Annotated in this window: 15 protein-coding genes; 7 read left to right on the top strand and 8 right to left on the bottom strand. The window is 68.8% G+C overall.

All coding sequences use genetic code 11. The features are described 5' to 3' along the window. Positions 1-34 precede the first annotated feature (34 nt). Complete coding sequence (locus ABH933_RS17975) at positions 35-919, top strand: CHRD domain-containing protein (RefSeq protein WP_429420514.1); 885 nt, start codon at positions 35-37, stop codon at positions 917-919. A gap of 159 nt (positions 920-1078) precedes the next feature. Here the strand turns inward: ABH933_RS17975 and ABH933_RS17970 are convergent, their stop codons facing one another. From ABH933_RS17970 to ABH933_RS17955, 4 genes are read right to left on the bottom strand one after another with little or no spacing between them, the layout of a single operon-like run. After that, positions 1079-2533, bottom strand: coding sequence for an aldehyde dehydrogenase (NADP(+)) (locus ABH933_RS17970; RefSeq protein WP_429420517.1), 1455 nt, complete (start codon positions 2531-2533; stop codon positions 1079-1081). 40 nt (positions 2534-2573) lie between these two features. Continuing rightward, positions 2574-3716, bottom strand: coding sequence for an L-talarate/galactarate dehydratase (locus ABH933_RS17965; RefSeq protein WP_429420520.1), 1143 nt, complete (start codon positions 3714-3716; stop codon positions 2574-2576). 15 nt (positions 3717-3731) lie between these two features. Continuing rightward, positions 3732-4646 carry a 5-dehydro-4-deoxyglucarate dehydratase gene (gene kdgD / locus ABH933_RS17960; RefSeq protein ID WP_429420523.1) on the bottom strand — a complete coding sequence of 305 codons (915 nt, stop codon included), beginning with the start codon at positions 4644-4646 and terminating at the stop codon, positions 3732-3734. A 39-nt stretch (positions 4647-4685) separates the two neighbouring features. Beyond that, positions 4686-5681, bottom strand: a complete 996-nt coding sequence (locus ABH933_RS17955; RefSeq protein WP_429420526.1) for a LysR substrate-binding domain-containing protein — start codon at positions 5679-5681, stop codon at positions 4686-4688. 210 nt (positions 5682-5891) lie between these two features. On the opposite strand from ABH933_RS17955, the gene ABH933_RS17950 reads away from it, so the two are divergent. Both ABH933_RS17950 and ABH933_RS17945 read left to right on the top strand, forming a co-directional pair. Then, a complete protein-coding gene (locus ABH933_RS17950; RefSeq protein ID WP_429420529.1) occupies positions 5892-6722 on the top strand; it encodes an IclR family transcriptional regulator in 831 nt (276 codons plus the stop codon). Positions 6723-6765: 43 nt separating this feature from the next. Then, a complete protein-coding gene (locus ABH933_RS17945; RefSeq protein WP_429420532.1) occupies positions 6766-7569 on the top strand; it encodes an NAD-dependent epimerase/dehydratase family protein in 804 nt (267 codons plus the stop codon). 31 nt (positions 7570-7600) lie between these two features. On the opposite strand, the gene ABH933_RS17940 is transcribed toward ABH933_RS17945, so the two are convergent. After that, entirely contained in the window at positions 7601-7996 is a 396-nt protein-coding gene (locus ABH933_RS17940) for a type II toxin-antitoxin system VapC family toxin (protein WP_429420535.1), read from the bottom strand. Then, on the bottom strand, positions 7984-8211 hold the full coding sequence (locus ABH933_RS17935; protein WP_429420538.1) for a type II toxin-antitoxin system Phd/YefM family antitoxin: 228 nt from the start codon (positions 8209-8211) through the stop codon (positions 7984-7986). Before ABH933_RS17935 ends, ABH933_RS17940 begins: the two co-directional genes overlap by 13 nt. A 183-nt stretch (positions 8212-8394) precedes the next feature. Between ABH933_RS17935 and ABH933_RS17930 the strand changes: the two genes are divergently transcribed. The 3 genes from ABH933_RS17930 (at position 8395) to ABH933_RS17920 (ending at position 11854) form a co-directional block, all read left to right on the top strand. Further along, positions 8395-9849 carry a sugar porter family MFS transporter gene (locus tag ABH933_RS17930; RefSeq protein WP_429420541.1) on the top strand — a complete coding sequence of 485 codons (1455 nt, stop codon included), beginning with the start codon at positions 8395-8397 and terminating at the stop codon, positions 9847-9849. A 37-nt stretch (positions 9850-9886) separates the two neighbouring features. Further along, on the top strand, positions 9887-10891 hold the full coding sequence (locus tag ABH933_RS17925) for a lactonase family protein (protein WP_429420544.1): 1005 nt from the start codon (positions 9887-9889) through the stop codon (positions 10889-10891). 168 nt (positions 10892-11059) lie between these two features. Continuing rightward, a complete protein-coding gene (locus ABH933_RS17920; protein WP_429420547.1) occupies positions 11060-11854 on the top strand; it encodes an aldose 1-epimerase in 795 nt (264 codons plus the stop codon). Positions 11855-11861: 7 nt separating this feature from the next. Here the strand turns inward: ABH933_RS17920 and ABH933_RS17915 are convergent, their stop codons facing one another. Continuing rightward, the gene (locus ABH933_RS17915) at positions 11862-12038 is read right to left on the bottom strand and encodes a hypothetical protein (protein WP_429420550.1); all 177 of its coding nucleotides are present in this window, start codon (positions 12036-12038) and stop codon (positions 11862-11864) included. A 171-nt stretch (positions 12039-12209) separates the two neighbouring features. On the opposite strand from ABH933_RS17915, the gene ABH933_RS17910 reads away from it, so the two are divergent. After that, positions 12210-13235: an AraC family transcriptional regulator ligand-binding domain-containing protein gene (locus ABH933_RS17910; RefSeq protein ID WP_429420553.1), complete on the top strand. Its 1026-nt coding sequence runs from the start codon at positions 12210-12212 to the stop codon at positions 13233-13235. Positions 13236-13396: 161 nt separating this feature from the next. On the opposite strand, the gene ABH933_RS17905 is transcribed toward ABH933_RS17910, so the two are convergent. Further along, entirely contained in the window at positions 13397-13795 is a 399-nt protein-coding gene (locus ABH933_RS17905; protein ID WP_215916376.1) for a VOC family protein, read from the bottom strand. Between the last annotated feature and the right edge of the window lie 65 nt (positions 13796-13860).

The raw sequence follows: 13860 nt of genomic DNA, 5'->3' as shown, positions 1-13860 counted from the left end.
CCCGCCGGCAGACCTCTCAGGTAGGTGAATGCAGATGCTCACACGAACCCTGTGGTGTTGTGCCGCGGCCGGATTGCTTGCCGTGGCCACCGCCTGTTCCTCGTCGACGACGTCCAATTCCTCCACCTCGGCCGCACCGGCTTCGTCGGCCTCGCCGTCCGCGACGGCGGCCCCGCTCCACCTCGCCACCATGCCCACCGGCACCGTCTCGCTGACCTGGAATCCCGGGACCAAGGAGGTCACCGCGGCGGTTGAGCTGTGGGGCCTGACTCCGGGCAGCTCCCATGCGATGCATATCCATCCCGGGGTGTGCGCCGACCAGACCCAGCCGCCTTCGATTCCGTTCCCCGACATCACCGCCGATGCCATGGGCGTGGCGAAGCAGACGGTGGTCAGCACGCCGGTCCCCGCCGGCATCCCCACCAGTGCCTACCTCAACGTCCACCTGGCGCCGATGGCGACCCTGGGTAATCCGGGTGGTGTCGGCTTCACCTCCGTCGAGTGCGGGGACATCGCCGCCGGGACGGCCGCGGCCGGTCCGGTGACCGTGAAAATGAGTGCGCCGCCGGTCAAGGGCATGACCCCCGCCGGAACGGTCGCGCTGGCCTACGACGCCGCGAAGCACAGCCTGCACGTGGATCTCACCGCGACCGGCCTGCCCGCCAACTCCGCCCATGCGGTGCATATTCACAAGGGCACCTGCGCCGCACAGGGCGATGTGGTGTATCCGCTGCCCGATCTGCAGGCCGATGCCTCCGGCAAGGGCACGGTCAGCACGACGGTCCAGAATGTGACCACGGCCCCGCCGGCCACCGGCTGGTACGTCAACGTGCATAGGGGACCGATGTCCCAGATCCTGTCCGGAGATAAGCCGACCCTGCTCTTCGCGCCGATCCTGTGCGCGAATGTGAAGGGCTGAGCCAGCGGTCGACGGCATGCCGTGCACGCCCGGCCGGTGCGCGAACAGCATCGGCTGCACGACGGTTCGCCCAGGTTCGCTCGGATGACAGGTGAAAATGCCTGCGGCCCTTGATGTGCGCAGGACGTCGCATCAAGGGCCGCGGTATTTCGTTGATAGCTAACGCTTTCCGTCCACTCGCTGGGGTATTCCCCACGGGTTGGCGTCCCGCAGCGGGGCGGGCAGCAGCGCCTCCGGGAAGCCCTGCCAGGCGACCGGACGCAGGAAGCGGTCGATGGCCGCGGTGCCCATGGAGGTGAACTGCGGTGTGGTGGTGGCCGGGTAGGGACCGCCGTGCTGCTGGGCCCAGGACAGGGTGATCCCGGTGGGCCAGCCGTTCCAGATCAGGCGTCCGGCCAGCGCGGTCAGCGCGGGTAGCAGGCTCTCGACCAGCTCGGCATCGGACTCCTGGGCCTGCAGTGTGACGGTCAGGCCCGGCTCCAGCTCGCGCAGGATCGCCCGAAGCTGTTCTGGGCCTTCGTATTCCACGATCAGCGAGACCGGGCCGAAGCATTCGGCATCCAGCGATTCCGAATGGTGCAGGAAATCGGCGCCGCTCACCCGCAACAGCGTCGGGCCGAACTCCGCCGCGTCCGGGTCGGGCGCGGAAAGCACTGCGACGGCGGGATGTTCGGTCAGCCGCTCGAGCCCGGCGCGGTACCCGTGCGCGATGCGGTCGTTGAGCATGTGCTGCGCCGGGATCGCCGCGACCGCCGCCCGCAGTTCGTCCTCGAGGCCGTGGCCCGCGGGCAGCAGCAGCAGACCGGGCTTGGTGCAGAACTGCCCCGCGCCCAGGGTGAACGAACCCGCGTACCCCGTGGCGATTTCCATGCCGCGCGCCGCCACCGCGGCCGCTGTGACGACCACCGGATTCACGCTGCCGAGTTCGCCGTAGAACGGGATCGGCCGCGGCCGGGCGTTGGCGATGTCGAACAGCGCCCGCCCACCGGCCTCGGACCCGGTGAACGCGGCCGCGGCGATGCCCGGATGCCGCAGCGCCGTCACACCCGATTCCAGGCCGTAGACGATCCCGACGGTGCCCTCGGGCGCGCCCGCCTCGGTCAGCGCCCGCGCCAGGATCTCGAAGGTGCGCTCCGACAGCTCGGGATGTCCCGGGTGCGCCTTGATGACGACCGGGCAGCCCGCGGCGAGGGCGGCGGCGGTGTCGTGTCCGGCCACGCTGAGGGTGAGCGGGAAGTTGCTCGCGGTGAAGACCAGCACCGGCCCGATGGGCACGGTCATCCGCCGAATGTCCGGGCGCGGGCCCATCGGCCACTTCGCGTCGGCGTGATCTACTGCGGCCCTCAGGAATTCGCCGTCGGTGAGCACCTGGGCGAACAGTCGCAGCTGAAAGACGGTGCGCACCATCTCACCCCGCAGACGCGGCTGCTCGGGCAGATGAGTCTCCTTGGCCGCCAGCGTGACCAGCTCGTCGGAGGCCTTCTCCAACGCGTCGGCCGCCGTCTCGAGCAGGCGGGCCCGCTCGACGGGGGTCGTCGCCGCGAGCCGGTCCGCGGCATGCACCGCCGCGGAGACGATGCGATCGATGTCGGCCGGGGATGTCTCGGCAGTCACTGTGTCCTCCACCAGGTGTCGTCGGTAGGTGTGGGCCCTCTCAGGCCTTCAGCTCGTATTCGTCCACGGACCAGGCGCGGGCCTGCTCGCTGAGCGTCACGCCCAGTCCAGGGCGGGCGGACAGGTGCATCCTGCCGTCCCGGATCTCGAGGCGCTCGTTGAACAGCGGGTCGAACCATTCGAAATGTTCCACCCAGGGCTCGATCGGATACGCCGCGGCCAGATGAACGTGCACCTCCATCACGAAATGCGGTGCCAGCTGCAGATGTTCGCGCCCGGCCAGGGCCATCACGTCCAGGAAGCGGGTGATGCCGCCGACGCGCGGCGCATCGGGCTGCACGATATCGATTCCGGCCCGGATCAATTCGGCGTGCTCGGCGACGCTGGTCAGCATCTCGCCGGTCGCGATCGAGGTGTCGAAGGTCCGCGCCAGCTGCGCGTGCCCGGCGAAATCGTAGGCATCCAGGGGTTCTTCGATCCACACCAGCTGTAGCGGATCGAACGCCCGGCACATTCGGCGCGCGGTCGGGCGGTCCCACTGCTGGTTGGCGTCGACCATCAGCGGTACGGTGTCGCCGATCTTCTCGCGCACGGCGGTGACCCGGGCGATGTCCACAGCGTTGTCCGGATGCCCCACCTTGATCTTGATGCCGCCGATGCCCGAGGCGAGCGATTCGCTCGCACGCTCGAGCACCTCCTCGATCGGCGCGTGCAGGAAACCGCCGGAGGTGTTGTAGCAACGCACCGAATCGCGGTGTGTGCCCAGCAGTTTGGCCAGCGGCAGCCCCGCGCGCTTGGCCTTGATATCCCACAGTGCGACGTCGAACGCGGCGATCGCCTGCACGGACAGCCCGCTGCGGCCCACCGAGGCGCCCGCCCACATCAGCTTGTCCCAGATCTTGGCGATATCGCTGGGATCCTCGCCGATCAGGACCGGGGCGATCTCCCTGGCGTGCGCGAACTGGCCGGGGCCGCCCGCGCGTTTGGAGTAGCCGATGCCGATGCCCTCGAGCCCGGCCTCGGTGGTGATCTCGGCGAACAGCACCGCCACCTCGGTCATCGGCCGCTGCCGCCCGGTCAGGACCTTGGCGTCGCTGATGCCGGTGGGCAGCGGCAGGGTCACCGAGGAGAGCCTGACGCCGGTGATCCGGTCGAGCACCGCGGGGCTGAGATTCTGTGTCATGCGTCGATATCCCTGTCAGGCAATCGTTTTCACAAGCTCGGTCAGCTCGGCGAGCTCGTCCGGCGTCAAATCGGTCAGCGGTGGGCGGACCCGGCTCGACGGGCGGCCGACGGCGGTCAGGCCCGCCTTGATGATGGACACCGCGTAGCCCTTGCGCCGGTCGCGGATGTCCAGATAGGGCAGCACGAACGCGCGCAGATGCTCGTAGACCGCCTCGCGATCGTGCGCGCGCACGGCCCGGTAGAACTTCAGCGCGAACTCGGGGGCGAAGTTGAAGATTGCCGAAGAGTATGTGGTGACGCCCATTTCGGTGTACGGCAGCGCGAAGGTCTCCGCCGTGGGCAGCCCGCCGATGTAGGTCAGGCGCTCGCCCATGCGCGCGTAGATGCGGGTCATCGTCTCGATATTGCCGACGCCGTCCTTGAATCCGATGAAATTCGGGCACCTCTCGGCCATCCGGGCCACGGTCACGTCGTCGATCTGTGCGTTGGCGCGGCTGTAGAAGATCACCCCGAGCGAGGTCGCCGCGCACACCGCGGCCACGTGCTCGACGAGCCCGTCGGGACCGGCCTCGGTCAGGTACGGCGGCAACAATAGAATGCCCTGTGCCCCAGCGGCTTCGGCATTGCGCGCCTGCTCCGCCGCGACCGCGGTCCCCGCGGTGGCGGGCGCGATGACGGGCACCCGCCCGCCGGTCTCGGCGACCGCGGCGCGCACGACCCGGTCGATCTCGGCGGTGGTCAGCGAGAATCCCTCACCCGTGCCGCCCGCGGCGAACAGCCCGGCCACGTCGTGCTGCGCCAGCCAGCCGATGTGGTCCCGGTACGCGGCCTCGTCGAAGGCCAGCTCCGCATCGAAATGCGTGATCGGGAACGACAGCAGCCCGCGCCCCAGGGCGGGGCCGAGATCTTCGGCGGATATCTCTGACACGGGGTTTCCTCCTCGGGAACGACCTATCGGTGCCGGGCTCTACGGGGACGGTGAGCCGGCGGAGCTTGCGGGGTGGACAGGGTTGGCGGCCGGCCACGTCTCCAGCAGATCGATGACGCGGCGCAGCGCCGGATTGGCCGGGTGCCGCCGCCAGACCGCGTACAGCTCGACGGGTTCGCGCACCTCCATCAGCGGGCGGTAGCACACCCCCTCGGGGTGCAGGTGGCTGGCGGTCTCGGGAACCAGCGCTAGGCCGCGTCCGGCGGCGACCAGCGCGAGCATGGTGTGCACCTGGGTAAGCCGGTCGGCGGTGTCGTAGGAGACCCCGGCCAGCGTCCTGGTCATGAGTTCGGCGAAATACCGGGCCGGGCCCGGCGCGTAGACCAGCAGCCGCTCGCCCTCCAGCTCGTCGATCTTCATCGGCCGGTCGGTCGCGAGCCGGTGTCCGTCGGGCACCGCGAGCACCAGCGGTTCGCGGTGCACCAGCCGGCCGTCGAATTCCGCGCGGTCGAACGGCGGCCGGGCAAAGGCCAGATCCAGCTTGCCGCTGGACAATTCGTCGAACTGTGCCGCGCTGACCTGCTCGGCCAGGGCCAGCTCGATCTCGGGCAGCGCCCGGGAGATCTGGTTGAGGAACCGGCCCAGGAAACCGAAACCCGCGGTGGCCGTGAAGCCGATCCGGACGGTGCCGGTGTGCCCCGCGGCGACCAGTCGCGCGGTGCTCGGCGCCGCCTCGGCCAGGGCCAGCAGGCGTCGCGCCTCGGCCAGGAAAACCGCACCGGCGGGGGTCAATTCGACCTGCCGCTGGGTGCGATCCAGCAGCAGCACCCCGATATCGCGCTCGAGCTTCTGCACCTGCCGGCTCAGCGGCGGCTGGGTCATCTGCAGTCGCTCGGCGGCACGCCGGAAGTTGCCCTCCTCGGCCACGACCACGAAGCCGCGCACCTGCTCCAGGGACAGCATGGCCGACAGCTTGCCGTCGTTCATGTGTGCTCCTGGGGTGCGCGGGTCGGTATGCAGGGGTTGCTCGTCCATCGGCTTCCTTTGCAGGCTAGGGCCCGTAACTGATACCAGTCCAACATCAGTTGAGCATCACCACATGCTGAAGAGGTATCAGTATAGTTTTCATATATATGAATTGGTTCGGTAAACCGGAGACATTCGGGATTGAGAATGCCCGGATGCCTGGTTAGCCTCCGAACCAACGATGGTCGGCGGTAGCCGCCCCAGCATGTGAGGAGTGTCATGCAGAGCCGCGGTCAGGTCGATCGCCGTACCGATGTCGAGCGGGTGACCGGGGATGCCCGGGCCGAGGCCGCGAGCGGGGTGAAATCCGCGCGGCGCGCGATCGCGCTGCTCGAGGTGTTCGCGGCGGACCGGTCCTGGTTGTCGCTGTCGGATATGCACGACGCCACGGGTTTTCCGCGTTCGAGCCTGCACGGCCTGCTGCGCACCCTGCGCGATGCCGGCTGGATCGAGGCGGACGAGTCCGGCGCGCGGTTCCGGCTGGGCGTGCGGGCGCTGATCTGCGGCACCGCCTACCTCGACCGCGATCCGGTGATGCCCTTCGTCACCGAAATCCTGGAACGCCTGCGCGAGGAGACCGGCTTCACCGTCCACTACGCGCGGCTGGCCGGTGCGGAGGTGGTCTACCTCGAGACCCGGGAATCGCGCACCTCCGGACATCTGATCTCGCGGGTGGGCCGGACGCTGCCCGCGCACGCCACCGCGCTGGGCAAGGCGCTGCTGGCCGAGCTGTCCGATGCGGAACTGGCCGCGCTGCTCCCGGCCCGGCTGGCGCCGCTCACCGAGCACACCCTGACCGATCGCGACACCCTGCACGACGAACTGGGCGTGGTGCGCGACCGCGGATACGCGACCGAGCGGGCGGAGGGCACCGTCGGGCTGGCCTGCGCCGCGGCCGCGGTGCCCTATCGGATCCCGGCCACCGACGCGCTGAGCTGCTCGATGCCGCTGGAGCGGGTGACCGAGGCCGAGCAGCACCGCATCGGCGCGGTGCTGCACGAGGCGGCGACCCTGCTGGCCATGCGGCTGCGCCGCGCCGGAATCCGTTGACCCGCGCGGCTTCTCATCACCGGATAGACCAAGGAGTTTCACCATGCCTGATCAGCGCGTTCTCGTCACCGGCGCCGCCGGCATCCTCGGCAGGCTGATGCGCACCCGCCTCGCCCGCCCCGGCCGGGTGCTGCGGCTGCTGGACATCGCGCCGCCCGACCCCGCCGCGCCTGGTGAGGCGGTCGAGATTCTGACCGGCTCGATCACCGACGCCGCGGTGATGGCGGGCGCCTGCGCCGACGTCGACGCGATCATCCATCTCGGCGGAATCAGCCGGGAGGACGCCTGGGACCGGATCCTCGAGGTCAATATCGACGGCACCCGCACCGTGCTCGAGGCCGCGCTCGCGGCGGGCGTGCCGCGGGTGGTGCTGGCCTCGAGCAACCACGCCGTCGGATTCCGCACCATCGGCGAGGCGGGCCCGGAGGGCCTGCCCGGCGACAGCAGCCCCCGCCCGGACACCTATTACGGGGTGAGCAAGGCGGTGATCGAATCCCTTGGGAGCCTGTACCATTCGCGATTCGGGATGGATGTGAGCTGCCTGCGCATCGGCAGCTGTTTCGAAGAGCCCGCCGACGTGCGCCAGCTCTCGCTGTGGATGTCCCCGGACGACTGCGCCCGGCTGCTCGAGGCGTGCCTGGCCACCGATGAACCCGGATACCGTGTGCTGTGGGGCGTTTCGGCCAATACCCGCGCGGTGGTGTCGCTGCGCGAGGCGCGGGAGATCGGGTACCGGAGCCTGGACGACGCCGAGCGGTACGCCGATCAGGTTCCCGCGGGGGAACTTCCGAAACTCGTGGGCGGGGCCTTCTGTGAAATCGAACTGGGACACCACAACCCGCTGTAACCGGGCTGCCGTGGCCGATCGTCGCGGTGGGTCACCAGAGGACTTGCGCGGCAAATTGCTTGAAGGCGGGATCTCGCGTCACGAGGACCAGCTCTTCCAGTTCGGCCTGTGCGGCGAGCATTCGGTCGAAAGGATCACGGTGGTCGGCCGGGTAACCGCCGGCTCGCAGGCTGTGCAGATAGGTGACCGGCAGGTGGGTGAAACCGTTCTCGGCCGCCAACTCTCCGAATCGTTCTGCCGCCTGCGGAACCGAGTCGAGTTTCCCAATCCGCTGCTTGGTAGCGATCTCCCATGCTGACGCAGCGCTGACGAACACGTCGTTGGATTCATCGGCGATGACTTCTCGTGCGCGCTGCGAAAGTCGCTCGTCGTCGGTGTCCCACCACAGCAGGGCATGGGTGTCCAGCAGTGCCCTCACAGTCCCCATGCCTCCAATTCCTCTTCTGGAAGATCGTCGAAGAACTCGTCGCCGACTCGACCACTGAGTCGCCCGGGGCGACGCTGGCCGTGCTCCGGGGACAGTGGCACCATGCGCGCGTACGGAACACCGCCTTTGGCGAGGATGATCTCCTGCCCGGCATGTGCCCGTTCGAGTAGCTGGGAGAACTGTGTCTTGGCCTCATGGACGTTGACTATCGGCATCGAAACCGCCTCCAAGTGGACTAAGTCTTCGGACTAAGTCTATCAGTCCGAGCCCGAGGCGGAGTCTGGGTTCACATTCATGAATGCATGACGCAATGCCGAATGAGCATCGTCATGTGTATTGCGTTCGCCTATTGAGCATGTGACCCTGAGCACACTCGCTTGGTAGTAAGGAAGCTTCACATGCAGCAGTCGGCAGCGGCGCCCGCGCGGGGGCGGCGGATCAGCGTCTCCTACCTCTACTTCTTCGGGGCGCTCGGGGGGATCCTCTTCGGTTACGACCTCGGGGTGATCTCGGGGGTGCTGTTGTTCATCAACCCCCTCTGGAAGCTCGGCTCGTTCGCCCAGGGCGTCGTCGGCGGCAGCCTCGCCGCGGGCGCGGTCTTCGGCGCGATCTTCGCCGGGCGGATCACCGAGCGCTGGGGACGGCGGCCGTCCATCATGGTAGCGTCGGTCGTCTTCGTCCTCGGTGTGCTGGGCTGCACGTTCTCACCCAGCTTCGGGGTCCTGGTGGTGGCGCGGTTCATCACCGGCGTCGCTGTCGGATGCTCCTCGGCGACCGTGCCGACCTACCTGTCGGAGCTCGCGCCCACCCGGGCCCGCGGACGGCTCTCGACGCTGAACCAGCTGATGATCGTCTCGGGCATCCTGATCGCCTACGTCATCGACTGGGCGCTGTCGGGTGCGGGCTCGGCCAACTGGCGAATCATGTTCGCCATCGCCGCGATTCCGGCCGTGATCCTGTTCTTCGGCCTGATGGCCATGCCGGAGACCCCGCGCTGGCTGGTGAAGGCCGGGCGCGAGGACGAGGCGCGCGCGGTGCTGCAGCAGACCCATCGCGACGACGACATCGATGCCGAGCTCGGCAGCATCCGCGAGGTCATCCGAATCGACACCCAACAGCGTGGATCGCTGCGCGAGCTCATCGCGCCGTGGGCGCGCCCGGCCCTGGTCGTCGCGCTGATCCTGGCCATCGGTCAGCAGTTCGCGGGCACCAACGCGGTGAACCTGTACGCGCCGACCATGTTCAAGCAGCTGGGCCTTGCCACCTCGGGCTCGCTGCTGGCCTCGATCATCATGGGCGCGGTCAAGCTGGTGTTCACCGCGTGGGTGTTCCTGGTGGTGGACCGGTGGGGCCGCAAGCCGCTGCTGCTGATCGGCAACGTGCTGATGGCACTGTCGCTGATTCTGCTGGGCATCGTCGTGATGGAACTGCACAAGGGCACCGGCACCGGAATCGTTGCGCTGCTTCTGCTGTGCCTGTATTGGGTCGGGTACGAGCTCGGCTGGGGCGCGGTGGTCTGGGTGATGATGGCCGAGATCTTCCCGCTGAAGATCCGCGGCGTCGGCATGGCCACCGGCAGCACGGTGCTGTGGGCGGCTACCTTCGCCATCACCTTCCTGTTCCCGGTGATGAGCGACCACCTGGGCCTGGGGTGGTCGGCGTACATCTTCGCCGCGGTCAGCGTCGTACTGTTCGTGCTCGTGAAGCGGTATGTGCCGGAGACCAAGGGACGCAGCCTGGAACAGATCGAGCTGGATCTGCGAGGCCGGGTCGGCGGTGCGGTCGCTCCGGTAGACGAGGCGGCGCCGGAAACGGGCGCGTCGACGGGGACCGCCGCGGCGGAGTCGGCGTGAGACGACGCGCGCCGCGGGCGCGCGGAGAGGATGAGACATGACGACGGTCGTCTACGTATCCAACGCCGACAGCGCGGAGATCGCGGTGCTGCGGCTCGGCGCGGACGGCACGCTGCGGCCGGTGCGGCGGGTGCGCGTCGGCGGTGCGGTGATGCCGCTGGCGGTCAGCCCCGATCGCCGCTTCCTCTACGCCTCGCTGCGGTCGCGGCCGTATGCGGTGGCCTGCTTCGGAATCGACTCCGGCACCGGGGATCTGACCGAGCTCGCCACGGTCCCACTGCCGGACAACATGGCCTACCTGTCCACCGACCGCACCGGTCGCTACCTGCTCGCGGCCTCCTACACCGGCAGTGTCATCTCGATGAACGCCATCGCCGGGAGCGGGATCGTCGCTCCCGAGCCGATCGAGGTGCTCGCCACGCCGCCGCATGCGCATTCCATCGTGACCGATCCGTCGAACAGGTATCTGTTCGCGGCGGTGCTGGGCGGGGATGCGATCCTGCAGTACCTGTTCGATCCGGCCACCGGGCTGCCGACGCCCAACGTCCCGGCGTTCGTCTCCACCAAACCCGGTGCGGGGCCGCGGCATCTGGTGTTCCATCCGGACGGGCGGTTCGTCTTCGCCGCCAACGAGCTCGACGGAACGGTCGGCAGCTACGAATTCGACTCCGGGACAGGGAATCTGCTTCCGGTGGACACGTATTCCGCGGTACCCGAGGGGTGTTCGGAACCGTGGGTGGCCGAGCTGCGCCTCACCCCGGACGGCCGGTACCTCTACGTGTCCGAGCGGCGGTCCAGCACGATCGCGGGATTCCGGGTGGACGGCACCGGTGCACTGTCGCCGCTCGGGCATACCGCGACCCAGGCATGCCCGCGCGGCATGGGAATCGACCCGAGCGGGCGGTATCTGCTTGCCGCGGGCCAGGAGTCGGATGCGCTCACGGTGTACGCGATAGATCCGGACACCGGGGCGCTGACCCCGCGGGGTGAGCAGGCCGTGGGCCGCAATCCGAACTGGGTGGAGCTGGTGGAGCTGCCGTAACCGGGGTTGTCTGCGGTGCGGGGGTAGGCTGCGGACGGGCTGATGAGGGCCGGTTCGCGGCGTGTTTCGCTGCGGCGAATCCCGGCCCCGGCACGCCGGACGACGTTCCGGTACTCCGCTGACAGCGTTCGGCAGACATGGAGGTGAACTGTGGCGCAGGAGGACTCGGTGACCGACCACGAACTGGATCTGAGCGCGGGCGCCGCGCGGCTGACGGTGAACGCCGCCACGGGCAGGATCGCCCGGTTCCGGGTGGGGGAGGCCGACGTGCTGCACACGGGCGCGCATTTCGGGTGCTTCCCGATGGCGCCGTGGTGCGGGCGGATGCGCGAGGGCGTACTGGAGTTCGGCGGCCACACATATCAGCTGCCGCGCAACGCCGAACCGCACGCGATCCACGGCACGGTGCGGGACCATCCCTGGGAGGTCGTGCGGCACAACGACACCGAGCTGGTACTGGCGCAGGACCTGCGTGCCCCGTGGCCGTTCGCCGGACGGGTCACGCAGTCGTTCGCGCTCGACGCCGATTCCGCCGCGTTCGCGATGACGGTCGAGGCCGCGTCGGATTCCTTTCCCGCGCAGGCGGGCTGGCATCCCTGGTTCAACCGGCGGCTGCACGCCGGCGGCAAGGACGTCGAGATCGCCTTCGCGCCGGCCTGGCAGGAGCAGCGGGGCGAGGACTACCTGCCGACGGGTCACCGCATCGCGCCGCTGCCCGGTCCGTGGGACGACTGCTTCGGCATGCCGGACGGGGTGGACGTCACCCTCACTTGGCCCGGTGCGCTCGAGCTGACGATCGCCAGCCCGTTGCGGTGGGTGGTCGTCTACGACCTGCCGCCCGACACGGTATGTGTGGAACCGCAGTCCGGACCGCCCAACGGGCTCAACACCGATCCCGCGGTCGTCGCTCCCGGCGCACCGCTCGCGGCCGAGATGTCTTGGAGCTGGCGGGGTCTGGCCTGAGCCGGATTCAGTGGACGCGCGAGGAGTCGGGCACCAGGTGCCCGGACTGGATGAGCGTGCGCACCGCGGCCCGGCGGCGCGGGCACTCGTCGGTATGGCAGTCGAGATGCATCTGCATGATGGAGTGCGCTCGTTCGGGGGTGAGCCCGATGGGTTCCACCCAGCACGTACTGAACCTGTCCACGGCTACGGCCTTCCTGTGTCCCCCGGCGACACCAACACGCACAAATCAAGAGTAGGGACCGTTTACGGGAAGCCAGAATGTGACGAACGGACCGAATATTGGTAATTTCGGACGGTGGTTGCCTTCGGTAGTCCGTTCGGCGCGCTCCCTCGCAGCGGCGCCACTGTCCGGATGATGATCGGTGTCGGGCGGGCGCACGGTCTGGACGATTCAACGTTATTAGCGGACACAGGAATTACGGCGGAGAAGCTGGCCGACGAGTTCGCGCAATTCTGGCCGGATCAGGAATACGTTCTAGCACGCAACCTGCTTCGGCGCCTGGGGGATCGGCCCGGACTGGGTGCGGAGACCGCGCGCGGCGCCACCCTCGGCAATGCCGGACTGGCGGGTCTCGCGGCACTGGCCAGTGCCACCGCGGGTGCGGTGATTGCCACCGCCATCCGCTATCAGGCGCTGGTCCCGGTGGCCGCGCGGTATTCGCTCGAGGACGAGGGCGGGCCCGAGATCGCGATCGTCGTCGACGGTTCCGCGATTCCCGAGGATGTGCGAGCCTTCTTCGTCGAGCGGGACGTCGCGGTGGTCTTCATGGCCGGCGACAACCTGGGGATCAATTTCCCGGTCACCGAGATCGAGCTGGAGATACCCGCCGCGCGTGCGCGGGAACTGGCCACGCACCCGCCGTTCGACCGGTGCCCGGTGCTGGCCGAACGGCCGCGCAATCGGGTCATCGTGTCCCGGTCCGTGCTGAAACTGCCCATGCCGCACGCCGATCCGCAGACCGCGGCAATGGCGGAGCGTCAGCTCGCGGAGACCCTGCGGCAGCTGGCAGGCGCCGGTCGCGGGCTGGCCACGGCGGTCCGCGACCGCCTGCTGCGCGATTCGGGCGTGGTGCCCACGATGGCCGAGGTCGCCTCCGAGCTGCACATCACGGTGCGCACCCTGCGCCGCCAGCTCACCGACGAGGGGGTGAGCTTCCGCGGCCTGCTCAACGGCGCCCGGGAGACCAGGGCCGCGGAGCTGTTGCGGGATGGATCGACGATCGAGGAGGTCGCGCGGCTGCTGGGCTACGCCGAGACCGCGAACTTCACCCACGCCTTCACCCGCTGGCGCGGCATGTCGCCGCGGGCGTTCCGGCAGTCGATACTGCGGCGGGATTTGCCCGCGCCGCGGACCCGGACGCCGTCGGCGCCCGAGTAGCACCGAACCCTTCGCTCCGGCAGTATTTCGGATCGGGTGGGCGGATTTCGGCCGATGCGCCCGAGGCACATTTCTCCACCCTTCCATCCGGCAGGATTTAAAAAGGACGTCCAGTACGCTAATTGGTTAGCGACGGCACATATTGTGATCCCGGCCGTCCTTTATGTGCCGGCATCTCCGAGTAGATCCCAGCGGTTGCCGGAAATGTCCAGAAAGACGGCGACCCGGCCGTAGGGCTCGGTGCGGGGTTCGGTCACGAATTCCACACCCGCGGCGGTCATCCGGCGATGTGCGGCCGCGAAGTCGTCGACCCGGAGAAAGAATCCGACGCGACCGGCCGCCTGGTTGCCGATCGCCGCGCGCTGCCGATCGCCGTCCGCGCGGGCGAGCAGGATGCCGGTGGATGCGCCCGGGGGGCGGACCACGACCCACCGCTTGGGGCGGCCGTCGTTGGTGCGGGACGGCGTGTCCTCGATCAGATCGAACCCCAGGGTCCGGACGAAGAATTCGATGGCGGGGTCGTAGTCCTCGACCACGATCGCGATCAGTTCCAGGTGCACGCGTCGAGCGTAGGCGCGCCGTGCGGTGTTGGGTGGCCGGCAGCAAGATATTTTCCTAGTAAAAT

It is taken from the genome of Nocardia sp. GP40 (assembly GCF_050434125.1).
Taxonomy (GTDB): Bacteria; Actinomycetota; Actinomycetes; order Mycobacteriales; family Mycobacteriaceae; genus Nocardia; species Nocardia albiluteola.
The sequence above is the reverse complement of the archived record's forward strand: the minus strand, read 5'-3'. Positions and strand labels throughout refer to the sequence as shown.

Coding starts and splice junctions, on each gene's coding strand:
- ABH933_RS17975 (WP_429420514.1), top strand. CDS start 35: ATGCTCACACGAACCCTGTGGTGTTGTGCCGCGGCCGGATTGCTTGCC.
- ABH933_RS17965 (WP_429420520.1), bottom strand. CDS start 3,716: ATGACACAGAATCTCAGCCCCGCGGTGCTCGACCGGATCACCGGCGTC.
- ABH933_RS17955 (WP_429420526.1), bottom strand. CDS start 5,681: ATGGACGAGCAACCCCTGCATACCGACCCGCGCACCCCAGGAGCACAC.
- ABH933_RS17950 (WP_429420529.1), top strand. CDS start 5,892: ATGCAGAGCCGCGGTCAGGTCGATCGCCGTACCGATGTCGAGCGGGTG.
- ABH933_RS17945 (WP_429420532.1), top strand. CDS start 6,766: ATGCCTGATCAGCGCGTTCTCGTCACCGGCGCCGCCGGCATCCTCGGC.
- ABH933_RS17940 (WP_429420535.1), bottom strand. CDS start 7,996: ATGGGGACTGTGAGGGCACTGCTGGACACCCATGCCCTGCTGTGGTGG.
- ABH933_RS17935 (WP_429420538.1), bottom strand. CDS start 8,211: ATGCCGATAGTCAACGTCCATGAGGCCAAGACACAGTTCTCCCAGCTA.
- ABH933_RS17930 (WP_429420541.1), top strand. CDS start 8,395: ATGCAGCAGTCGGCAGCGGCGCCCGCGCGGGGGCGGCGGATCAGCGTC.
- ABH933_RS17925 (WP_429420544.1), top strand. CDS start 9,887: ATGACGACGGTCGTCTACGTATCCAACGCCGACAGCGCGGAGATCGCG.
- ABH933_RS17910 (WP_429420553.1), top strand. CDS start 12,210: ATGATGATCGGTGTCGGGCGGGCGCACGGTCTGGACGATTCAACGTTA.